Raw genomic sequence first — 21,530 nt, 5'->3', positions numbered from 1 at the left:
GCGGCAACCGGCTCGCCGACCGCCGGAGCTGTCCGACCTACGGCCGGGGTCAGATCGTAAACCCGTTCATGTGATCACTCGATGCGGTAATGCGGGCAAAGCGGAGTGATCACGCGGCCATCCTGTGATCGGCAGCGCCGCGAGCCGGCGTGTGCCGCATCCGACCGACAACGCAGGGGGATCGGTATGACATCTGCTCCGAAAAGCGGCCGGGGTCTGGACGAGCAGGCGGTGCTGCTCGTCGCGGGTCTGGCGGACCTGGCAGTGAGCACCATCGGCTCGGCCGCCGGAACCGTGCAGCAACTGCTGCGCCGGTCTGACGGGCCCGAACTCGCACGGGATGCGCAGCAGGACCTGATGGCCCGCGGCCGTATCGCCCTGGATCGCATCGCATCTGCTCCCCCGGCCCACCTGGAGGTGCTGGCCCAGCACGCCGTGGCCCGGCAGGCGGCGTCCGCCACCGATGTCTGACCGCTGGGATCCGGCCGGATTCAAAGACCGTATCGACGCTCTTCTGGACGACTTCCTGACAGGCGAAGCCGAACAGCTTCTCGCGATCGACGACGCTCTGAAGCCGGTCGCCGAGCAGTTGCAGGTGGCCGCGCGGCACGGCAAGCGCCTGCGGGCGGCTTTCTGCTACTGGGGGTGGCGTGCGGCCGGTCAGCCCGACAGCGATGCCCTGATGCGTGCGGCTGCCTCCATGGAGCTCGTCCATGCCGCGGCGACCGTCCACGACGACATCATCGACGACAGCCCACTACGTCATAACCTGCCCACCGTTCACATCTCCCTGCAGGCCAACCTCGCCGGGCGTCCACAGACGCGCGCCGCCGCCCGCTCGCTGGCCATGCTGGTCGGGGATCACCTGATGGCGCTGGCGGGGCACCTGTTCGCCGCCAGCGGCCTTCCCGCCGCCTACCTGGCCAGGGCCCGGCCGATGTGGGCGGTACTCGCGCGGGAACTGATCGCGGGCGAATGCCTGGAGATCCTGACCACGGGCGCCCACCCGGACCCGGACGTGTCCCTGAAGGTCGTCCGCTACAAGACGGCCAAGTACACCGTCGAGCAGCCCCTGCTCATCGGTGCCCTGCTCGCGGGCGCCTCCCCGGAGCTGCGGGCCGCCCTGTCCGCGTACGGGCTTCCGCTGGGGGAGGCATTCCAGCTGCGCGACGATCTGCTGGGCCTCTTCGGCGAACCGGAGCACACGGGCAAGGCCGGCCTGGACGACATCCGCGGCCACCGACCCACCGCGCTGCTGGCCACGACCTGGCAGGCCGCCCGTCCCGCACAGCGTGAGCGTCTTGCCGGCGTGCTGGGGCGCCGTGACCTCGACGAGAAGCACCTGCGGGACGTACGCGAGCTGATGGTCGCGCTCAAGGCCCCAGAACAAGTGGAAGACATGATCGCCTCCCGAGTGCGGGAAGCCGTCGGCCTCCTGGACGGGCTCGACACGTCTCAGCAAGCACGGCGGGCCCTGACCGCTCTCGCCCGCTCCGCCACCGACCGCCGTAACTGACCCGCTCCGCGCACCGGCCCCGCACACCACCGTGCAGCCTGCCGAGAAGGACTGCTGACATGACCTACGCCGAAGCCTCGCTGAACGCCCTGCGCCAGTCCGGCGACGAACTCGCCGACGCCGTCGTGGCCACACTGTTCGAGCGGGGGGAGGTCGGCACGTTCAACACCCTGATGCGCTACGTCTCCACCGCCGGCTCGCCCCTGCCCGATGGACTGCCCGAGGTCGCCCGTGAGTACCTCCAGACCACCAGCGTGCCCCCGACCTGGGTGGACTGGGGCGAGATGGAGAAGGCCCGGCTGTTCTTCATCGACAACAACGTGCACATCTCCACCGCTCTGTCCTTCGCCTCCATGCCCGCCTGCTACGCGATGCCGCACGCCGCGAAGCTGCTGTCCGCCACGCACGGGCTGAACTACCCGTCCAAGCGGATGGCGGAGACAGGCCAGTTCACCGTCTACCTGATGCAGCCCGACGCCTTCGAAGCAGGCAGCCGCTTCATCCCCGCCGCGCAGAAGGTCCGTCTCCTGCATGCCTCCATCCGCCACCACCTCAAGCGCGAGAACCACTGGGACACCGAGGCCATGGGGACGCCGATCTGCCAGGAGGACATGATCGGCGCGCAGATGTTGTTCTCCCTCCTCGTCCTGGACAGCCTGCACCGGCTCGGGATCCACATGTCCACCGAAGGCGCCGAAGCGTACTTCTACGCATGGCGCGTGGTCGGCGCCATCCTCGGGGTCGACCAGGGCGCCGTGCCCAAAACCCTGGACGAGGCCCGGCAGTTCCTCGACCTGTACATGATCCGCCACATGGGTCCTTCGGAAGAGGGCGCCCATCTGACCCGGCAGCTGATCGACCTCTACGAGGAGGTCGTCCCCGGCACCTTCTTCGACCCCGTCGTCTCCGCCCTCATCCGCTACCTCGTCGGCGACACCTGCGCCGACTGGCTCCGGGTCCCCCGCACCGGCTGGGACAGCGTGGTCAAGATCGTGCCCAGCCTGCTCGGCGTGCTGGAGACCATCGAGGACAGCTCACCGCTGGGCGCCTGGGCGCTGGACCGCCTCGGCCACCTCACCACCGTCTTCGAGCTGTCCTCCCTCACCCGCGGCCGCGTCATGCACTACGCCATCCCCGAACAGCTGAAGAAGGACTTCGGTGTCAGTGGCAGCGTGCCTCCCACCCATCGCTGGACTCCTCCCGCACCCACCGTCGCGCCCTGACGGTGCCCTGCAGAGGGCGAGCGCCCTACGGAGGGGTCCAGGGCGCTCTCCGCCGAGGGATGGAGGGCGCCCTCAGGCCGCCAGGCGGCGTCACGCCGGCGGATACGCCTTCGGAGCTGCTGCCCGTGTGTCCGAGGCCCGGCGGCGGACGAGTTCGACGGTCTCCCACGACACGGTGGCCATGGCCACCAGCGACAGCAGCAGGTAGAAGACGTAGAGCTTGTGCAGGTCGTCGAGGAAGTACCAGATCGACGCCGTGGCACAGAACCAGAAGGCGATCAGCGAGCCGGCGCCGCGCTCCCGGCTGCGTGCTGCGCTGACGAGGCAGCAGGCGGCGGCCAGTGCGAGCAGAGCAGCGATGGCGACGTAGGAGTGGGCCCACCCGACGTAGGCGCGCCGCAGTTCGGAGTTGACCGCCACGGCCTCGGCCACCGGCCCCCAGCCCACCACGCACGACAGGCGTGTCGACCACGGCAGCGTCACCAGGCCCAACACGCCGGCCGCGATGGCGACCCAGCCGAAGTGAGCGGTGTCCACCAGCCGGCCACGTGCGCACAGCAGCGCAAGCAGGCATCCGAGCAGAGCCAGAGCGCTGTCGGCGGAAGGGCGCAGTGAGACACGGAGCGCGTCCCGGAGGGCGGTTCGGCCGCCGGGCCGCGTCGCCGGAGGCCCGGGCGTGGTGGCCTGGACCGTCGGCATGGAGGTCTGCGTCAGGGCGTCGGCGAGGGCTTCGCGCATCTGCCCGGCATCGGCGAACCGCTCCTTCGCGTCCTTGCTGAGGGCGCGCAGGATCACCGCCTCCACCGCCGGTGGTATCTGCGGTCTCAGCCGGGAGACCGGCTCGGGTGCGGCGAACAGGTGCTGATGCATGACGGCGAAGGGCGATTCGCCCCGGAACGGGGGCTGCCCGGCCAGCAGTTCGTGCAGCAGACACCCCATCGCGTACAGATCGGCCCGATGGTCGATCTCCGCCCCGTTGATCTGCTCGGGGGAAAGGTAAGCGGGAGTGCCGATCGCCGCACCGCTACCGGTGATGCGGGTGGCGGTCTCGGTGAAAGCCTTGGCGATGCCGAAGTCGAGGACCTTCACGGTGTCGGGTCCGGTGAGCATGATGTTCGAGGGCTTGATGTCCCTGTGCACGATCCCGCACTCGTGGCTGTGCCGCAGCGCGTCCAGCACCGCGCATGCCGCGTTGACGGCGTCGGCGACAGGCAGTGGGCCGTCTCGCAGGACCTCGGCGAGGGTGACGCCTTGCACGTACTCCATGACCAGGTAGGGCAGTGGGCCGTCCGGGTGCGGCTCCTCGCCGACGTCGTGGATGGTGGCCACCGCTGGATGGTTCAGCGCGGCGACCGCGTGCGCCTCTCGCCGGAAACGGGCTCGCGACTGCGGATCGTGGGCCAGCGCCGAGGAGAGCAGTTTCACCGCGACAGCGCGGCGCAGCCGCTGATCCACCCCGCGATGGACCGTTCCCATGCCACCTTGACCGAGCTTCTCGACCAGCTCGTACCGGCCGCCGAGGACCATTTCCCGCCCCACTCACGCCTCCCGTGAATCAGAAACCCGGCGCAGCTTACGGCGCGACCACCCACGCCAAGGCGCCCGCACCGCGCTCCTGAGGACCGTCGCCTTCCTCGTCGGCGCCGCAGCCGGGGCTTGACTCCAGGAAAACCAGATGTGGACGGGGTTGGGCCCTGCAACCCGGCGCAGTGGCGACTGCCGGGATTGCGTGCAGGCTGGTCTGAAAGACTGAGGTCGCACCGGCTTGGAGCTGGTGATTTTTGACCAAGTTGTATGGAGTGAGGGTAACTTGAGGATTCGCATGGGCCGCATCGCCGCAGGGGTCGTGGCTGTCGCCGCGACGGTCCTGGCCACACCCAGCCCGGCCTCCGCCAGCACTGCGGACCACACGTGGTCGGAGAGCGGGGTGAAGGTGGAGGTCTGGGAGCACGATGACGTGATCCAGGTGACCGACACCAAGAGGAATCACTGCGACGCCGGCATCATCGTGTTCGTCAATGGCAGAAAGCGCTACACCCTCTGGGCGTCGGAGTTCGCGAGCGGTGGCAATGGTGACTACGGCCGTTCGGTCCGCAGTGCCGGATACGGCGGGGTGTACAACCTGCCGGAGGGCGCCAAGATCGGCGTGGCCATGTGGGGCGGCGCAACGGTCGATCACACCATCGACCACTCGTGGGTCAACGACCACTGACGCTGTCGCTGCGATCTGAGAACGTGATGGCCCCGGGAGGATCCTCCCGGGGCCATCACCATGCAGGTGTCACGCCTCGCCTGCGCAGCTGACATACCTTGCGTTGACTCCGCAGCAGGTGTCGGCCGGCTCGGCAGCCTCGGAGGAGGTGGCGGGCGTCACCGGCTTGGTGGCACGGACGATCGCAGAGTGCATTCCGTCCGCAACCCGGTGGATCGGGGTGATCTCGACGTCCGTGAACCCGGCCGCTGCCAGCCCTGCGCGGTACTCGGCGAAGGAGAGGGCGCCGGCGATGCAGCCGACGTGGTCCCCGCGCTCGGCGCGCTGTTCGGCGGTGAGGGTGTTGTCGGCGACGACGTCGGAGACGCCGATGCGACCGCCGGGCTTGAGGACACGGAAGGTCTCGGCGAACACGGCCGACTTGTCGACGGACAGGTTGATCACGCAGTTGGAGATCACCACGTCGATGGTGCTCGCGGGCAGCGGGATGGCCTCGATGGTGCCCTTGAGGAACTCCACGTTCGTCGCACCCGCCCGCCGCGCATTGGCCAGGGCCAGGGCGAGCATCTCCTCGGTCATGTCCAGCCCGTACGCCTTCCCGGTCGGGCCGACGCGGCGGGCGGAGAGCAGGACGTCGATGCCGCCGCCGGAGCCGAGGTCCAGCACGCGCTCGCCCTCCCGCAGGTCCGCTACGGCCGTGGGGTTGCCGCAGCCGAGGGACGCGGCGACGGCCTCGGCGGGCAGGGCACTCCGCTCGTCGGCGGCGTACAGGGTGGACCCGAAGTTCTCGTCGACCTCGACCGGCTGCGGCCCGCAACAGGCGGTGCCGCCTTCGGTGACCGTCACGGCTGCGGCGGCATACCGCCGGCGGACGGTCTCCCGCAGGTCGGCGGACTGCTGGTCGCTCATGACTGCACTCCTGGGTGAAGGGGCACGGCGGTCCCCAGAACGTCTTGTATTGACGTTCGTTGATGCAACCTTGCACCCTGGATCGAAAAACGTCAACATAGAGGCATGTCGAAGCAAGAGCTTGAGGTGATCGGCCAGGACGGTGCCTGTTGTCCGGGAGTGTCCGCGGCGCCGCTCGACGAGGGCCGGGCGGCGGAGCTGGCCAAGGTTTTCAAGGCTCTTGGTGACCCGGTCCGGCTGCGGCTGCTGTCGATGATCGCCTCCCGTGAGGGCGGCGAGGTGTGCGTGTGCGAGATGACGCCCGCGTTCGACCTGTCCCAGCCGACGATCTCCCACCATCTCAAGCTCCTGCGCCAGGCCGGTCTCATCGACTGCCAGCGGCGCGGCACCTGGGTCTACTACTGGGTGCTGCCCGGAGTCCTGGACCAGCTGGCCGCGTTCCTGGCCACGCCTCAGACCGCGGAAGCCATCGCGTGACCCCGCCGCCGCTGGGCCGACGGCTTGCCGCCGAGGCCGTCGGAACGAGTCTGCTGGTCGCCGTCGTGGTCGGCTCGGGCATCCAGGCGACCGAGCTGTCGCGCGACGTGGGCGTGCAGTTGCTGGCCAACTCCCTCGCGACCGTCTTCGGGCTCGGCGTGCTCATCGCCCTGTTCGGGCCGGTGTCCGGTGCGCATTTCAACCCCGTTGTCACCCTGATCGCCTGGTTCACCGGCCGCCGTAGCGCCGGTGGCCTCGCCGCACGAGATGTCGCCGCCTACATCCCCGCCCAGATCGTCGGGGCCGCCGGCGGGGCGATCCTGGCCGACGCGATGTTCGCCAAGCCGTTGGTCAAGTGGTCCACGCACGACCGGTCCAGCTCGCACCTGTGGCTCGGTGAGGGGGTCGCCACGGCGGGGCTGATCCTGCTGGTCTTCGGCCTCGACCGCATCGGCCGAGCGCCCCTCGCGCCGGCGGCCGTGGCCTCGTACATCGGGGGCGCCTACTGGTTCACCTCCTCGACCTCGTTCGCGAACCCGGCGGTGACCATCGGCCGGGCCTTCACCGACACCTTCGCCGGCATCGCCCCCGCCTCCGTAGCCCCGTTCATCGCTGCCCAACTGGCCGGAACCGTGCTCGGGCTGGGCGCCGTCATCGCCGTGTACGGCCGTCCCGCGTCCGCCGAGGACGAGGAGGCCGAGGTCGTCCTCCCGCACGGCGAAGCCGAACTCGCCTCCTCCTGACCCACTCCGCCCTCTGGAAAGACACCGGCCATGAGCACTCCCGCCGCCCCGCGCCCCTCGGTCCTGTTCGTCTGCGTCCACAACGCCGGCCGCTCCCAGATGGGCGCCGCCTTTCTCACCCGCCTCGGCGGCGATCGGGTCGAGGTGCGCTCGGCCGGCTCCGCCCCCGCCGACGCGGTGAACCCCGCCGTTGTCCAAGCCATGGCAGAGGTGGGCATCGACATCTCCGCCGAGACACCGAAGGTCCTGACCACCGAGGCCGTGCAGTCCTCGGACGTGGTGATCACCATGGGCTGCGGGGACGCCTGCCCGGTCTTCCCCGGCAAGCGGTACCTGGACTGGCGGCTGGAGGATCCGGCGGGTCAAGGAGTCGACGCGGTCCGGCCCATCCGGGACGACATCGAGCAGCGTGTACGTCGCCTGCTCGCCGAACTCGGTATCTCCACGGTGACGTGATCACCATCCGCTTCGCACCACTGTGCTGCGGATGGACCAGGGGTGTGGAGGAGTTCGTCCAGAGGTCAGGCGTTGGGGCGCTTGCCGTGATTGGCCTTCTTCTTCTTACGGCTGCGTCGCTTGTTCCCTCGCGTAGACATGGCGCGCCTCTCCCTGATTCGGAAATTCGGAACCTTCTACACGTTCGCCAGTCTAGATTCGGGCTGCGGTGTCCGCACTGCCGCGGGCACAGCGCCCATGTACCAGCGCTCCGCCGCCCCAGAGCGATCACCGGCACTCCGTCGGATGCGCACCCGCGAGCCCAGACCTGCCGACCTCATGCCTTGTCCTCAGGGGCAGACGCGGCACGGCGCCTCCTCCAGGCCCGGGCGGCAGCGGCTGTGGCTGCTGCCGCCGCCGCTGTGATGATCTGGGCAGGAAGCTCTGTGAGCAGCCCGTGGACAGCAAGATCGAAGGCGCGGTGAAGAGCGTTCATCGGTTGGACTCCTGGATGGCCGGGGCTGCATATGGCCGGATGCGGCTGGATGACGTCTTTACGCTCCTGGGGTGAACCGGGCCTGGTCTACTTGTTCGGGCCCTGGTCCGGATAAGCCCGGACAAAGGCAGGATGTTCGCTGGGCAGGAGGATCGCGTGACCGGTGAGGGCAGACGGACTCGTCCATGGGGGCCGTTAAAAGGGCCGTCCGATGAGGCGAATGCTGTCGCTCAGGTACTGAGGCAGTGGCTGGATCGGGCGGGCATGCGGGTGGACGACGTTCTGCGGGAACTGACGCCAGAGCACTTCGCCGACGGACGCGTCCCGAGCCGGTCGACCCTGTCCGAGCGTCTGGCAGGTGTCGGGTTGCGGCATGACTTTGTCGAGGCCATAGCCGACGTCTGCTCGCCGAACGCCGCGGGCAGGGATCGTCTTCTTGCCCAGGCAGAAGCAGCCCGGCGCCGCGCGGGCGCGGCCTCCGGCGCTACAGGAGCCGGCAGCGCTGCTGTCGAGGCCCAGCTTGTGATGCTGCAGCAGAGGTCGATTGCGGTCTCCGACAAGCTGGTACGGGCCATGGAACGCGCGACGCAGCTGGAGCGCGAGCGCAACGACGCCAACCAGATGGTGCTTGTCCTGCTGGCCATGGTGGACAAGCTGCACCGCGACACCGACGCGCTGGCCCGGGAGCGCGACCGTCTGCGTAATTCCCGTTCCATGCACACGGATGTGAAGCAGGTGCAGGAGCGGCTGGCGCGGAGTGAACAGCAGCGGGTCACGGCGGAGACGGAACTGGAGCGTGCTCGCTCTGAGCGTCAGAAAGCCGACCGCCTCGCAGAAGAGGCCGCCGAACAAGTCCGCCGGCTGACGGAGGAACTCGAACGCCTCCGCGGTGCGGTTCCCGACCCCGGCGCGGATGACTCTGCGCCGCTGCCGACCACGACACCCGAGGTGCAGGACGCGCTGGACGGCACGAGCGACGACATTGATCTGGCGCTCATCAAGGCCGCGCGTCACCTGGATGACCGCGCCGACCGTCTCGATCAGCTCGCCAGCGAACTCCACCTGGACAACCCGCCGGACAACTCCTCCAGCTCGGACGTCGAGGCGGACAACTCCTCGGACGACGGCCCGGACTCCGAAACGGAGAACGCCGCACCACCCCTGGTGGAACGAGGGCCGAGCGCCTTCGAGGCATTCCGCCGCATGCACTACCCGGCATATCTGGCCTGGGCGAGCACGTACCTGAACGACAAGGCCGATGCCGAAATCGCAGTCGACTCGGCGTTCGAGGAGCTGCTCAGAATATGGCCGAACGTGCTGAAAACGGAGAGCCCGGCGGCATACGCCTGGCAGGTGATGAAGGTCTACACCGTCGGCTTTGCCAAGGCCCACGGCCGACGCGATGCGCTCATCGACTCGGCCTTCGAGACCATCGCGCTGCGCGAAGCGGTTGATCCCGTAGGGCAGTTGGAGGAGACGATCAACCTCTTCCATGCCATCCAGGCGCTTCCCGAACGGCAGCGGGACATCACCGTGCTGATTCACCTCCACGGGCACTCGATCCGCGATGCCGCCTACCACCTCGGCATCAGTGTGGCCATGGCGCGCCACACCGACCGCCAGGCCAAGCGCGCCATGGAGCGCTACCTGCGACTGACCGGGGAGTGACACGCCCTTCCTTCCGGCGGAGGGGAGGGCCTTCGAGGATGGGTCGCCCCCGAACGGGTCGTCTCCCACATCATCGACTGGGAGGACCTGCCGACCGCGCTGCCGGAGAAACACCTCAAGCCCGTCTTCGTCCGGGCCGACGACTGACCAGCGGGGTGTCCCTGCGAGATCCCTGATCGAGTGACAGGTCCCGGAACAGGCGGGCGAGGGAGCTCTTCCGGCGTCAGGGAAAGCTCCCCCGCGGTACCGCCTATTCCATGCCGCGTCCGATGAAGGGAACGCCGCCGAGGGAAATGAATCCATCGGCGAGGTCCACGGCGGGAAGGGCGGCCAGCTGGGCCACAAAGGACTCCTCCGCCTCCTCCAGCCCGATCGGCGGAACAGGCTCGATGAAGGCGTCACTGGTCTGGAGGTCGTAGACCAGTTCGTCGATCTCCTCCCGCGTGGTCGACGGCATGACGAACGCGTGGACGTGATCGCCGACCTCGGACATCGACCACTTGGCGAGCAGGCGCGCGTTGGGGCGGCGGAAGCGGACGCTGAACGACCCGGGTGTCCGCGCGACCTCGAGGGAGGGCGTGATGTCGATTTCCCTGAGCCGGCGCTCCATGTACTCCGCCAGTTCCATCGCGATGCGGCAGCGCTCGACCTGGTCGCTGTAGGAGAGCTGGGCCAGCGCGTTCCACATCACCAGCGGGGAGAATCCGTTGCGCGAGCCGGCGAAGGTGGTGTCCTTGGACCCGATCACCGGCACCTCGGCGGGCGGCGCCATCTGGTACTTGACCTTGGTCATGTACAGGCTGCACGGCCAGGGGACGCCGGGCCACTTGTGGCCGCTCATCGAGATGGACGAGACCATGTCCACCCTCTTGCCCCTCTTCGTCTCCGCCCTCAGGCCGAAGTCGAACTCGGGCAGCGTGACCTCGGGGGTCCAGTTGAAGACGTGCGGTTCCGCGGAGGCCATCCGCATGAAGGGTCCGTACCCCGCGCCGAGCGCCCCGTCGACATGGATCCAGAAGCGGCGGCGCGTCACCTTCTTTTCGGGGCCGTAGGTCAGTTCGTGCTCGAGGTGCTTCGGCTCGAAGAGCGGCAGCAGCTTGCGGCAGATCTCGTCGACCTGGTCGTGAGCGCCCTTGAAGGTGCTGCCGTAGTTGAGGCTGACCAGGATCGGGTGATTCTGCTTCACGAAGAAGGCGACGAGCTTGACGAGCTTGTCGATGTCGACCTCGCCGTCGGCGTTGGAGGGAACGCCTTCGTTGCAGCTCTTCCAGCCGCCCTCGATGGGACAGTCCTCATCCGGGTACTCGAACTTCTGCGCCGCGCCGTAGACGTTGTACATGCCCAGCACCCGCATCCCCTTGCCGAAGGAGTAGTGCGTGTCCTGCGAGTAGAACGCGACAGGGGTGAAGTGCTTCTTGTTCTCGGCCGTTTCCACGGGCTCCACGTAGGTGAGCGTTTCCCGGCCGTCGGACTTGGTCTTCAGGAGCGCCTTGCCCGAGAGGTAGTCGCGTGCGTTCCACAGCGCGTAGAGGTTGGCCTCGGTGGAGCCCATCGAGGTCATGTATCCCCAGTACGACTCCCCGTCCTCGGGGTTGTGCGGCCATTCCGCGTTCCACAGGGACGCGTAGTAGTCCAGCACGGCCCGCTCCGCGACCCGCGTGTTGGGCTTGTAGCCGCCGCGGTCGAAGGGATCCCCCATGTTGTTGACATGGAAGTCCAGGAACCGCGCGAGGTCCCGCTTGCTGCCGTCGGTGTCCTGGCTGAACTGGTAGCCCAGCATGTGGTCACGCTTGTAGGTGAGGTACTTCTCCATGGCGTCCAGGGCCCTGACGCGCTGGACGTCGGTGAGCGCGTGGCCTGCGATCTGGAACTGACGCGCGTCGATGCCCGGCTCCACCGGGTATTCGTGGGCGGGGTCCTTGAGCGGTCCGCTGACCAGCCCGGCCTGGCCGTTGTGGAGTCCCTGGCTCTGCAGGATCTCCTCCCAGGTCTCGTGGTCGGGCCCGAACGGAAAGTCCACGGCGGTCGGGGGACGGGACTGATCGACCGTCATACAGTTTGCTCCCATCGGCTAGCGGTGCGACCGTTCGCACCTGGCAGCCAGCCTGGGCACCGGTCGGGCCGACTACGCCGCAGACACTTTCGAAAATTCCCATATTCCCCCCGTATGGTCGAACTCGTGTATGACGGTGATCGAATGCGCGTTTGATGCCGAAGGTCCCGCCTGCACCATCGGGAACCATCGCGTCGGCGCCGACGTTTGTGGACCATGAACGGCGGGGCGGCAGAGGAGGGGTCATGCAGGTCCGGGTCAGCGTTGAAGGCGCGAACGACCGTGAGAAGGAAGCCGAGTTGAGATCGCTGCACAGCTGGCTCCAAGCGGACCGGCAGACGAGGCTCCTCGCGGCCCCGCAGTTAGGGGCGGTGGCCCCGCCGGCACCAGGAGCGCAGGGGCCGGTGATCGACGTCCTCTCCCTGGTGCTCGGTTCGGCCTTCAACGCCGCGTCCCTGGCGCTGAGCCTCGTCAGCTGGCGCGCCACGCGACCGCACCGGCCCGTCCTGACGGTTCGCCGACCCGACGGAACGACCGTCGAGATCCATACCGACTCACCGGAGGAGGCACGCGCCCTCCTCGAACGGCTCGGGCTCGACTAGGCGCGGCCGAGCTGTGCACCACCTTCCCTGTCCGGAGCGTTCACGAGCGGTGCTCGTCGGTGGCCGAGCGGAAGCCGCGGGCCCGGGTCATCACCGCGGACGGCGAGTTCCAGGCGGCCCAGCAGCTCGCCAACGCCTAGCGGATCATGTCGGACACCCCCGAGGCGATGCAGCTGCGGCTCCTGCAGACCGTCGTCGAGGTGGCCGCCGAGAAGAACTCCACGCTCGTGATGCCGTTCCCGGTGGAGCTGCTGCGCTACTTCGACCGGGCCGCCGCGAACCTCGGCGCCGGGCTCAGCGAGAAGACGGTTCCGGCACAGCAGCCGCAGGATAACGCCGACCAGCCGTAGCCAGCACCAGCGTCACGGACACCGAGGCGGTCGCCAGCGCCGTCGTCGCCCAGGCGGGCGAGGCGAGTTGGGCCACCGCGCCCGCCAGTGCCGCGCTCACGCCCTGCAGGGTCAGCATGCCCGCCGAGTGCAACCCCAGGGCGTGACCGGCGAGTTCGTCCGGGGTCAGGCTCATCAGCCGCTCCTGCTGGACCAGACCCGCCCCGAAGCCGGCGGAGGCCACCGTGACGCAGACCGCGGCCACGGGCACCGAGGGGTGCGCGGCGAACAGCAGGTACGGAGCCGCCAGGAGGAGGACCAGGGGGGTGGCGAGCCGGGCCCGTACGGCGGGCGGGAGCAGGCGGCCGACCGTCACGTCCCCGGCGAACATACCGAGCGCCGCGCACGCGAACAGGGTGCCGGCCGCGTCGGGGGCGTACGACACGTACAGCGACTCGCAGCCGACGACCAGGCCGTTGGGCAGCCACAGGCCCAGGTAGGCGAGGCGGCGCGGGCGGGCCGACCACAGCAGGGCGTTGGTGCGCCAGGTCGCCGCCGGGGAAGGGCGGCCGGCGGCACGGGGCGGACGCGCGCCCAGGCCCAGGCGCAGCACCAGCGCGGCCGTCAGGTACAGGGCCGCCGAGAGGAGCAGGCAGGCCCGCGGGGACAGCACGGCCAGCAGCGCGCCGCCGGTGGCGTAGCCGGTGATCTGCATCAGCCCGCTCGCCATGTTGAACAGCGAACGCCCGGGCAGATACCCGTCCTTGGCGAGGATCTCGTTCAGCAGGCCCCAGCGGACCCCGCCGCCCAGCGAGGCGACCAGGCCCAGCAGCAGGACGACGGTGAAGAGCGCGCCGGTCGGGAGGCCGGGCAGTGCCTGGACCGCCGTACCGGCCGCGAAGGCCAGCGAGACGGCGGCCAGGGCCGTGCGCGGGGGCAGGCGGTCGGCGCCGGAGAGCAGGAAGGTCGCGCCCAGCACCTGGGCCAGCGACGGGCCGAACATGCTGACCGCGGACAGCAGCGGGGACCCGGTCGCCCGGAAGACGAGCGTGCCGAGGGCGAGTCCGCCGACCGTCTGGGCTGCGGTCTGCGCGGCCGCGCCGAGGAACAGCGGGGTGAACTCCGGGGTGCGGAACAGGGATCGGTAGCTGGGCATGCCCCGAAGTCTCGGACGCGCCGCGAGGGGCCTCGTTATTGTTTCGCCGTCGTGCGCAAGGTCGTACGGGATTGGTTCACCGTCTTGCGCAAAGTCGTACGGGCGGGGAGGGGCGGGCCCTTGGGATGGTGGCAGCTGAATGCGGACACCCTCGCCCGCAGCCGGTTCGTGCTCTCCCCGCTCGCCGAGGCCTTCGCGAGCCTGAAGCTGCTGCACACGGGCACGGGCGCGCATCCCGGTGAGCGGGCGTGGCTGCGCAGGCATCTGCCCGGCTACCGGGCGCTACTCGACGCCGACCCGGTGACGGCCCGGCTGGTACGGGCGGGGCTGGGCCGGAACTGGATCGCCGACTTCCTCACGCCCACGCCCCGCGCCGGGGAGGACTTCGCCGACGAGGTCACCCGGGTGCGCGGCACCGAGCCCGCCGCCGCCCGCGCCCATCTGCGCCTCTCCCTCGCCGGGCCGCTCCCCGCCGTCCTGGACCGCGACGACCTGCCGGAGCGGGCGGCCGCGCTGCTGGAGTGGGTGTGGGAGGAGACCGTACGGCCGTCCTGGGAGCGGCGCCGGCGGGTGCTGGAGGCGGATGTGGTGGCCCGGACCGCGCAGGTGAGCCGGGGCGGCTGGGCGAGCGTGCTGGACTCCCTGCGGCCGGGCGGGACACGGTGGCTCGGGGAGAACCGGTTCCAGGTCAACCTGCACGAGTACCCGCCCCGCGAGATCTCCGGCGCCGAGCTGGTCTTCGTGCCGGTGACCCCGCAGCGGGCGGGGTGGGTGGCCTGGGAGGGGCGGGAGCGGTACGCCGTGATCTATCCCTGTACCGGGGTGCTGGCCGGGGCGGAGGACCGGGCGGTGCCGTCCGGTCTGGGGGCGCTGCTCGGGCCGGCCCGGGCCGCAGTCCTCGTACTCCTCGCCTCCCCCATGAGCACCACCCAGCTGACCGCCGTGACCGGGCAGGGGCTGGGCTCGGTCGGACGGCACCTGAAGGTGCTGCGGGAGGCGGGGCTGGTGGAGCGGTGGGGCAGGGCCGGGCGGTCGGTGCTGTACGTGCGGACGGCGGCGGGTCAGGTGCTGGTCGACGCCGGGAAGGGAACCCGTCACCCCCCGGAGTTAGCATCCGCTCATGACGACTGACGACTACGACGGCTCCGTACTCGACACCGAGATCGGGTCCCTCCAGGGCGGCTCCGCGAATCTGCCCCAGTACGCCGGCAAGAGCGTGCTCATCGTGAACGTGGCCTCCAAGTGCGGCCTGACCCCGCAGTACACCGGTCTCGAGCGGCTGCAGGAGCGGTACGCCGAGCAGGGCTTCACCGTGCTCGGGGTGCCCTGCAACCAGTTCCTCGGGCAGGAGCCCGGCACCGCCGAGGAGATCGCCGAGTTCTGCTCGGCGACGTACGGGGTGACCTTCCCGCTGACCGAGAAGGTCGAGGTGAACGGGGAGGGCCGGCACGCGCTGTACGAGCGTCTGGTGGGCTTCGCCGACGACGAGGGGCACAGCGGGGACATCCGCTGGAACTTCGAGAAGTTCCTGATCGGCCGGGACGGCCGGATCGCCGCCCGCTTCTCCCCCCAGACCGAGCCGGAGTCCGCCGAGGTCGTGGCGGCCATCGAGCAGCAGCTGGCCTGACCGGTTGACCTTGCCCCTGGGGCAAGGGAGAGCGTCCCTGTCACCGGACGGAAAGAGCCGCCCGGTGACGGAGGGGCGAGGGAGCCGAAGGGGCGCGCCGGTGTCGAGGGCGTGAGCGCGCGGAGGCCCGAAGGGCTGAGCACGGTCGCGGTCTCGACACCGGCTGGAGCGCCCCGGAGGCGAGCCGCCGGTGAAAGGGGCTGACATCGTGGACGAGGAGCTGCTCACCATCGGCGCGTTCGCCGCGCGAGCCCGCCTGTCGGCCAAGGCGCTACGGCTGTACGACCGGCTCGGGCTGCTGGAACCGGCGCAGGTCGACGAGGCCAGCGGTTACCGCTACTACCGCGCGGACCAGGTGGAACGCGCCCGTACGGTGGCCCTGCTGCGGCAGCTGGACATGCCACTGGCCCGGATCGCCGAGGTGGTCGGGGCCGAGGGCGCCGAGGCGGCCGACCGGCTCGCCGCCTACTGGGCGGCCGTGGAGACCCGGGTGGCCGGGCAGCGGACCCTCGCCGAGTACCTCCGTGGACGACTGTCGGGGAGGAGCTCCGAGATGTACGAGAAGTTCGTGGTCGAAACGGTGGACGTGCCGGCGCAGGTGGTGATCACCGAGTCGCGGCACACGCTGGCCGACGAGCTGCCGACGTGGATCGGCGCGTCGCTGAGCCGTCTGGAGAAGGCCGCGCGGGAGTGCGGGGGCGTCGCCGGTGCGCCGTTCGTCGTCTACCACTCCGAGGTGTCGATGGAGAGTGACGGGCCCGCCGAGTCCTGTGTGCCGGTGGCCGACGAGGCGGCGGCCCGTGCCTGGGTGGAGCGGCACGGCGGTCCCTGGGCGACGCGGGTGCGGGTGGAGCCGGCGGCCCGGCTGGCCTACACCCGGATCAGCAAGGCGCAGGTGGCGCATCCGCAGATCCTCGCCGCCTTCGAGGCGGTGGAGCACTGGATGACCCGGGAGGGTCTGGAGATGGCCGGCCCCTGCCGGGAGGTGTACTTCGCGGACTGGGATGCGGCCTCAGCCGGGGACCCGGTCTGTGATGTGGCGTTCCCGGTGCGTTCTCCGGCGGTCACCCGCAGCGAATGAGCCGAAGGGGCGCCTGAGGCGAACCGCGCCCGAAAACGGGGCCGAGCCCCCTCGGCAAGGACGGCGACTCGTCGAGAGGGCTCTGCGGGGGTGGTGCTTGTGCAGTTGTCGTCGGAGGTGTCTACGCGGGAGCGTCAGAGAGGGCTCCCTACGCCTTGACCGAGGCGACGAAGGCGTTCCACGCGTCGGCGGGGAAGGCCAGGATCGGCCCCTCGATGACCTTGGAGTCGCGTACGGCGAGCTCCGCGGCGGTGGGCGACTTGACCTCGACGCAGGCGCCGTTGCCCGCGGAATAAGAGGACTTCATCCACGTCTCCGAAGCGCCCTGAATCAGTGCCATGTCCACTCCTGTTGCGAGTTGCTGGTGGTGCGGTTCACGCCAACCTTGTCGTCTGATTGGCGTGATCGACGCTACCGGGCAACTGCCCCTGCCGGAGTAGTCGTTCACCCGAGCGGATGGCATATTCCAGGTGAGCCTTCCACTGAATCGTCACTACGGTGTACGATCCGGCACTTCCTGTGGAGCAGGGCTCAATCGGCGTAGGTTTTCGCCACATCGGAGATGTATTGCCGGGATTGCTCCACATTGAGGGACTGTGCCCGGAGATGCTCGTACATCACGGCGTACTTCTGCACGTCCTGTGCCTTCTCCAGATACAGGTCGCTGGTGACGCCCTCGAGGTAGACGACGCTCGAGTCGGCCGCGTCGGTGAACTCCAGGATCGCGTACTGGCCGTTGAGCCCCGGATGCGCGCCCACCTCGAAGGGCAGCACCTGCACGGTGACGTGCGGCAGCTGGGACATCTCGATGAGGTGCTCCAGCTGCTCCCGCATCACCAGCCGGCTGCCCACGACGCGCCTCAGCGACGCCTCGTCCAGCACCACCCACAGCCGCAGGGGGTTGCTCTCGGCGGTGATACGTTCCTGTCGGCGCATGCGCACCTGCACACGCTTCTCGATCTCCGCCGTGGACGTCTCCGGCAACGCGCCCTGCACCAGAGCCTCCGCGTAGGCGCGGGTCTGCAACAGACCCGTCACCAGCTGGGGTTCGTACACCCGCAGCGACTCCGCATCGGTCTCCAGGCCGATGTACACGCTGTACGGAATGTCCCCGAACGTGTGCCACCAGCCCTGCTGCCGCGAGTCCCGCGCCATCTCCATGAGGGAGTCGACGATCCGCTGGTCCTCGACCTCGTAGACCCCGCACAGATCGCGCACGTCACGCTGACTGATACTTCTGCGGCCGTTCTCCAGCCGACTGATCTTCGACTGCGACACGAGCAGCCGTTCCGCCACTTCTTCGGCCGTCATGCCCTTGAGCTCACGGAGCCTGCGCAGCTCCTGGCCCAGCCGGCGCCGCCTGACGGTGGGATTGACATTGGACGCCACGGGACGTGCACCTCCGGCTGCCTGCCTGTACCTGACACTTTGTGTATCTGCTGCTGAGCAGACTGCCACCAAGGTGCTTTCTACCGCTGGCAAACGGTGGATATGCGGCGCGTACGCGTCAGTTCGGGCACGGATTTACGGGTGCGGACGCGGTCGAGCGGGGCGATGAGACCACAAGGATCCCATCCGCCCCGCTCGAACCAGCGGCTCCCGTACCGGGTCGTGGGGACCGACGGTGCGGCTCAGTGGGCCACGGCGCGTGCCATGGACCCGCGGTGCGGCTGCATCGGAACCCCGCGTGCGGGTTCCGCCGTGGCCCTGGCTGCGGGCCCCGTCGGGCGGCCGGCCGTGGCCGGACCGCGCCGCGGCTGGGCCGCCGCGCCGTTCTGTACGTCCATCACGGCATGCGCGACCAGCCCGCCCATGGGGTCGTGCCGGATCAGATCCCGCAGCCGGGACCGGGACGAACGCCCCTCGTTCCCCGGGTACAGGTGCTTGCCGAGGCCGACGGCGTGGGCCAGGGCGGCGAGCGCCGCGGTCCGCGGGTCCGGCGGTACGCCGGTGCGGATCGCGGAATCCAGCCGGGCCCGGATCTCCCGGCTGATGGCGGTGTCCGTCGCCTGATACCGAGTCGTCGGCAACACCCCGCACATCTGGCCCGCCACGGCGGCAACCATGCCGCAGCGCTCCAGATGCGAGAGGTAGACCTGGCGGAGCCCGAGACGCGGCCCGCCGATCCAGTGGACGGCACGTACCGGAGCGCCGCGCCTTCGCAGCAACTCCAGCGCGCAGTCCAATGTCGGATCTCCTGTCGGCCGTGGTACCACCACGGCGATACGATCCCCGTCTGGGGCTATCCGTCCGGCCAGCGCCAGCTCCACTAGCTGTGCTCCGGCCAGACCGAGGTCGAGCGACTGCGGCTGTGCAGTGGTACCCGTGGCCGGGTCCAGTGCCAGCAGCAGAAGCTCTTCCGGAAGTGTTCTGCGGCTCCTGCCCATCCATGCCTCCCCGCGTGGATGAATGACAGGGTGACCCCTCTCACATTGGTCTGTCGAGGGTGCGTGACCGGTTCGTGAGGGAACCGGCAGGTATGTCGTTCTCGTCTACCACAGGGGCCAAGCCCTCACACAGGACACTGGTACATGGTTCGGACAGGGCGCACGGGTGGGCGTGCGGCGCATGGAGGAGGCATCGGTGGCGGGCGAGTCCCCCGACAGGTCGAAGCAGCACGAGGCGTCGGCGGAAGCGACGTCGGGGAGCGCGGGTACGGTTCCCGAAGCGCGCGATCCGCGGCTCGCGGTGTCCCGCGAAAAGGATTCCTCGGGTGCGGGGGTGGACACGGCGACGAAGGTCCTCTCGGTCCGCGACGTGAAGGCCGCGGCCGCCGCCGAGGACGGGGACACGGACCTGCGCGAGGCCGTCTCGGCGTGGGTCCGCTCGGCCGACGCACCTGCAAAGACGGCGGAGAAGCCCCTGGAGGCCGAAGAGACCGAAGAGTCCGAAGCGTCCGAGCAGAAGGCCGGCTCCGAGGCCGCCGACAACGACCGTCCGGACGAGCCTGCGGCACAGAAGGCGGAGGCTGACGCCGAGTCGGGCAAGGACGCGGACGCGAAAGCCGGCGCCGAGGCGCAGACGAAGTCGAAGCCGGAGCCGAAGCCGGAGGGTGACGCCGAGTCGGACGAGGGCGCGAACGCAAAGCCCGAGGCGAAGGCTGACACGGAGTCGGCCGACGAGCCGAAGCCTGCCGCCGAGAACGCGGAGGCTGAGGCAAAGCCGACCGCCGAGAACGCGGAGGCTGAGGCAAAGCCGACCGCCGAGGACGAGGCAGAGGCCACCGCCGAGGCCCCGGAGCCCGCCGACGAGGACGAGCAGCCCTCGGACGAGCACCGGCACACCGCCGACAAGAAGGCCCAGCCCACCGACAAGAACCCGCGGGCCGCCGACAAGGACGAGCAGCCCTCGGACAACAACCCGCAGGCCGCCGACAAGGACAAGCAGCCCTCGGACAAGCACCCGCAGGCCGCCGATGGCGAGGACGCCCCTCAGGGGCCACCCGCAGTCGACGACGAAAGCGGCACGGGTGGTGCGGGTGGGGACGAGACCGACGCCGAAGGCGAAGCCGAGGCGGAGGGCGTCGACCAGCCCACCACCATCTTCAAGGCCGTCCGCCCGAAGAAGCCCGAGGTCGACCAGCCGACGACCATGCTCAAGCTGGGCGGCAGCAAGTTCGTCCCGCTCAAGAACCCCGACGTCACCACCGTCGTCCCCCAGGTCGGCCCCGAGCGCACCACCCAGCAGCCCCTCCCGCCCAAGCCCCCGCTGGACCTGCTGGCCGAGCTGACGAACACGCCCCCGCCGCCGGAGACCCCGGTCCGCACGATCGTCCGCCGGGTCAAGATCTGGACCCCCCTGGTCCTTCTCCTGGCGATCATCTTTGCGGTCGTACAGGCGTTCCGCCCGCTGCCGTCCCCCACCCTCGCGCTCACCGCCAAGGACAGCTACACGTTCGACGGCGACAAGCTGCAGCTGCCCTGGCCGGGCGAGGGCCAGGGCTGGATCGACGGCGACGGCATCGGCACGATGGGCAGCTTCGGCAAGCAGACGCCCGTGGCCATCGGCTCGGTCGCCAAGACCATGACCGCGTACATCATCCTCCGGGACCACCCGCTGAAGCCGGGGCAGGACGGCCCGAAGATCGAGATCGACCCGAAGGCGGAGAAGGAGGGCGGCTACGACAAGGACGGCGAGTCGACGCTCAACACCGTCAAGGCCGGCGACCACCTCACCGAGAAGGAAGCCCTGTCGGCCGTCATGATCCCCTCGGCCAACAACATCGCGCGGCTGCTCGCGCGCTGGGACGTGGGCTCGGAGGCGGCGTTCGTGAAGAAGATGAACGCCACCGCCAAGGAACTGGGGATGACCGGCACGACGTACACCGATCCCTCGGGCCTGAAGGAGACCACCGTCTCCACGGCCGAGGACCAGGTGAAGCTCGGCCGCGCGGTCGTCAAGGTCCCGGCCCTGGTCGCCATCACCAGCGCGGCCAGCTGGACGGACCCCTCCGGGCACAACTGGCCCAACTACAACGAGCTGCCGTACCGCATCGGCGCGATCGGCATCAAGACCGGCAGCACCACCGCGGCCGGCGGCAACCTGCTCTTCGCCTCCCGCAAGAAGGTCGGCGGGCTGACGGTCACCATCGTCGGCGCGATCCTCGGCCAGAACAAGGCGCCGATCCTCGGCACGGCCAACGCGGTCAGCAAGACCGCGCTGCTCGCCGCCCAGGACGCGCTGACCTCGTCGAAGATCCTGAAGAAGGGCGACGTGGTCGGCTACGTGGACGACCAGCTCGGCGGCCACACCCCGGTCGTGGTCACCCAGGACGTCTCCGCCGCCGGCTGGGCGGGTCTGAAGGTGAAGCTGTCCTTCGCCTCCGACAGCGTGCCGCACACCGCGAAGGCCGGCACCAAGGTCGGCACGCTCACCGTGGGTGACGGCTCGGCCGGTGCGGTGAAGGTGCCGGTGGCCCTCAAGAAGGATCTGACCGAACCCGGCTTCCCGGACAAGCTGACCCGACTCGGCTGAGCCGGTCTCCCCGTTCCACTCTCCCGCAC

The 21,530-nt window shown here is 69.6% G+C and carries 21 protein-coding genes and 2 pseudogenes; 15 read left to right on the top strand and 8 right to left on the bottom strand.

Annotation, left to right across the window (positions count from 1 at the left end; genetic code table 11):
* Positions 1 to 186 precede the first annotated feature (186 nt).
* The 3 genes from ACZ5DS_RS24490 to ACZ5DS_RS24480 are packed head-to-tail and all read left to right on the top strand — an operon-like array spanning position 187 to position 2,739.
* Positions 187 to 471, top strand: coding sequence for a polyprenyl synthetase (locus ACZ5DS_RS24490; protein ID WP_468242127.1), 285 nt, complete (start codon positions 187 to 189; stop codon positions 469 to 471).
* Complete coding sequence (locus ACZ5DS_RS24485; RefSeq protein WP_468242125.1) at positions 464 to 1,516, top strand: polyprenyl synthetase family protein; 1,053 nt, start codon at positions 464 to 466, stop codon at positions 1,514 to 1,516. Before ACZ5DS_RS24490 ends, ACZ5DS_RS24485 begins: the two co-directional genes overlap by 8 nt.
* A gap of 59 nt (positions 1,517 to 1,575) precedes the next feature.
* Positions 1,576 to 2,739, top strand: a complete 1,164-nt coding sequence (locus ACZ5DS_RS24480; RefSeq protein ID WP_468242122.1) for an oxygenase MpaB family protein — start codon at positions 1,576 to 1,578, stop codon at positions 2,737 to 2,739.
* A 90-nt stretch (positions 2,740 to 2,829) separates the two neighbouring features.
* On the opposite strand, the gene ACZ5DS_RS24475 is transcribed toward ACZ5DS_RS24480, so the two are convergent.
* Positions 2,830 to 4,278: a protein kinase domain-containing protein gene (locus ACZ5DS_RS24475; protein WP_468242120.1), complete on the bottom strand. Its 1,449-nt coding sequence runs from the start codon at positions 4,276 to 4,278 to the stop codon at positions 2,830 to 2,832.
* Positions 4,279 to 4,561: 283 nt separating this feature from the next.
* Here ACZ5DS_RS24475 and ACZ5DS_RS24470 point away from each other — a divergent pair, with 283 nt between their 5' ends.
* Entirely contained in the window at positions 4,562 to 4,951 is a 390-nt protein-coding gene (locus tag ACZ5DS_RS24470; RefSeq protein WP_468242118.1) for a hypothetical protein, read from the top strand.
* 69 nt (positions 4,952 to 5,020) lie between these two features.
* Here ACZ5DS_RS24470 and arsM read toward each other — a convergent pair whose 3' ends face one another.
* Positions 5,021 to 5,860 carry an arsenite methyltransferase gene (gene arsM / locus ACZ5DS_RS24465; RefSeq protein ID WP_468242116.1) on the bottom strand — a complete coding sequence of 280 codons (840 nt, stop codon included), beginning with the start codon at positions 5,858 to 5,860 and terminating at the stop codon, positions 5,021 to 5,023.
* A 105-nt stretch (positions 5,861 to 5,965) separates the two neighbouring features.
* Here arsM and ACZ5DS_RS24460 point away from each other — a divergent pair, with 105 nt between their 5' ends.
* From ACZ5DS_RS24460 to ACZ5DS_RS24450, 3 genes are read left to right on the top strand one after another with little or no spacing between them, the layout of a single operon-like run.
* Positions 5,966 to 6,337 carry an ArsR/SmtB family transcription factor gene (locus tag ACZ5DS_RS24460; RefSeq protein WP_468242113.1) on the top strand — a complete coding sequence of 124 codons (372 nt, stop codon included), beginning with the start codon at positions 5,966 to 5,968 and terminating at the stop codon, positions 6,335 to 6,337.
* Positions 6,334 to 7,080, top strand: coding sequence for an aquaporin (locus ACZ5DS_RS24455; protein ID WP_468242111.1), 747 nt, complete (start codon positions 6,334 to 6,336; stop codon positions 7,078 to 7,080). Before ACZ5DS_RS24460 ends, ACZ5DS_RS24455 begins: the two co-directional genes overlap by 4 nt.
* Positions 7,081 to 7,110: 30 nt before the next feature.
* Positions 7,111 to 7,536, top strand: a complete 426-nt coding sequence (locus ACZ5DS_RS24450; RefSeq protein ID WP_468242108.1) for an arsenate reductase ArsC — start codon at positions 7,111 to 7,113, stop codon at positions 7,534 to 7,536.
* A 65-nt stretch (positions 7,537 to 7,601) separates the two neighbouring features.
* Here the strand turns inward: ACZ5DS_RS24450 and ACZ5DS_RS24445 are convergent, their stop codons facing one another.
* Positions 7,602 to 7,676 carry a 50S ribosomal protein bL37 gene (locus ACZ5DS_RS24445; protein ID WP_468242188.1) on the bottom strand — a complete coding sequence of 25 codons (75 nt, stop codon included), beginning with the start codon at positions 7,674 to 7,676 and terminating at the stop codon, positions 7,602 to 7,604.
* Positions 7,677 to 8,275: 599 nt separating this feature from the next.
* Here ACZ5DS_RS24445 and ACZ5DS_RS24440 point away from each other — a divergent pair.
* Both ACZ5DS_RS24440 and ACZ5DS_RS24435 read left to right on the top strand, forming a co-directional pair.
* Entirely contained in the window at positions 8,276 to 9,679 is a 1,404-nt protein-coding gene (locus tag ACZ5DS_RS24440; RefSeq protein ID WP_468242106.1) for a sigma-70 family RNA polymerase sigma factor, read from the top strand.
* A 36-nt stretch (positions 9,680 to 9,715) separates the two neighbouring features.
* Positions 9,716 to 9,826, top strand: a pseudogene (locus ACZ5DS_RS24435) (zinc-dependent alcohol dehydrogenase); the annotation flags it as partial.
* Positions 9,827 to 9,929: 103 nt separating this feature from the next.
* On the opposite strand, the gene ACZ5DS_RS24430 reads toward ACZ5DS_RS24435, so the two are convergent.
* Entirely contained in the window at positions 9,930 to 11,732 is a 1,803-nt protein-coding gene (locus ACZ5DS_RS24430; RefSeq protein ID WP_468242104.1) for a PLP-dependent aminotransferase family protein, read from the bottom strand.
* A 155-nt stretch (positions 11,733 to 11,887) separates the two neighbouring features.
* Between ACZ5DS_RS24430 and ACZ5DS_RS24425 the strand changes: the two genes are divergently transcribed.
* The gene (locus tag ACZ5DS_RS24425) at positions 11,888 to 12,334 is read left to right on the top strand and encodes an effector-associated constant component EACC1 (protein WP_468242186.1); all 447 of its coding nucleotides are present in this window, start codon (positions 11,888 to 11,890) and stop codon (positions 12,332 to 12,334) included.
* Positions 12,335 to 12,396: 62 nt separating this feature from the next.
* Positions 12,397 to 12,684: pseudogene (locus ACZ5DS_RS24420) on the top strand (slipin family protein); the annotation flags it as partial.
* Here the strand turns inward: ACZ5DS_RS24420 and ACZ5DS_RS24415 are convergent.
* Complete coding sequence (locus ACZ5DS_RS24415; protein WP_468242102.1) at positions 12,629 to 13,819, bottom strand: MFS transporter; 1,191 nt, start codon at positions 13,817 to 13,819, stop codon at positions 12,629 to 12,631. The pseudogene ACZ5DS_RS24420 and the gene ACZ5DS_RS24415 overlap by 56 nt on opposite strands.
* A 120-nt stretch (positions 13,820 to 13,939) precedes the next feature.
* Between ACZ5DS_RS24415 and ACZ5DS_RS24410 the strand changes: the two genes are divergently transcribed.
* The 3 genes from ACZ5DS_RS24410 to ACZ5DS_RS24400 all read left to right on the top strand — a co-directional run bounded on the left by ACZ5DS_RS24410 (position 13,940) and on the right by ACZ5DS_RS24400 (position 16,527).
* Positions 13,940 to 14,950, top strand: coding sequence for an ArsR/SmtB family transcription factor (locus ACZ5DS_RS24410; RefSeq protein WP_468242100.1), 1,011 nt, complete (start codon positions 13,940 to 13,942; stop codon positions 14,948 to 14,950).
* Complete coding sequence (locus ACZ5DS_RS24405) at positions 14,940 to 15,446, top strand: glutathione peroxidase (RefSeq protein WP_468242098.1); 507 nt, start codon at positions 14,940 to 14,942, stop codon at positions 15,444 to 15,446. Before ACZ5DS_RS24410 ends, ACZ5DS_RS24405 begins: the two co-directional genes overlap by 11 nt.
* 208 nt (positions 15,447 to 15,654) lie before the next feature.
* The gene (locus ACZ5DS_RS24400) at positions 15,655 to 16,527 is read left to right on the top strand and encodes a MerR family transcriptional regulator (protein WP_468242095.1); all 873 of its coding nucleotides are present in this window, start codon (positions 15,655 to 15,657) and stop codon (positions 16,525 to 16,527) included.
* Positions 16,528 to 16,675: 148 nt separating this feature from the next.
* Here ACZ5DS_RS24400 and ACZ5DS_RS24395 read toward each other — a convergent pair whose 3' ends face one another.
* The 3 genes from ACZ5DS_RS24395 to ACZ5DS_RS24385 form a co-directional block, all read right to left on the bottom strand.
* Positions 16,676 to 16,867 (bottom strand): DUF397 domain-containing protein, encoded by a 192-nt coding sequence (locus tag ACZ5DS_RS24395; RefSeq protein WP_468242093.1) that lies wholly within the window; start codon positions 16,865 to 16,867, stop codon positions 16,676 to 16,678.
* 191 nt (positions 16,868 to 17,058) lie between these two features.
* Entirely contained in the window at positions 17,059 to 17,916 is an 858-nt protein-coding gene (locus tag ACZ5DS_RS24390; protein WP_468242091.1) for a helix-turn-helix domain-containing protein, read from the bottom strand.
* 242 nt (positions 17,917 to 18,158) lie between these two features.
* Positions 18,159 to 18,914, bottom strand: coding sequence for a GOLPH3/VPS74 family protein (locus ACZ5DS_RS24385; RefSeq protein WP_468242088.1), 756 nt, complete (start codon positions 18,912 to 18,914; stop codon positions 18,159 to 18,161).
* A 181-nt stretch (positions 18,915 to 19,095) separates the two neighbouring features.
* Here ACZ5DS_RS24385 and ACZ5DS_RS24380 point away from each other — a divergent pair, with 181 nt between their 5' ends.
* Positions 19,096 to 21,501 carry a D-alanyl-D-alanine carboxypeptidase gene (locus ACZ5DS_RS24380; RefSeq protein WP_468242086.1) on the top strand — a complete coding sequence of 802 codons (2,406 nt, stop codon included), beginning with the start codon at positions 19,096 to 19,098 and terminating at the stop codon, positions 21,499 to 21,501.
* Positions 21,502 to 21,530: the final 29 nt, after the last annotated feature.

Source organism: Streptomyces sp. NPDC031100, assembly GCF_055570785.1.
Note: the sequence above shows the minus strand (reverse complement) of the source record. Positions and strands in the feature narration are given on the sequence as shown.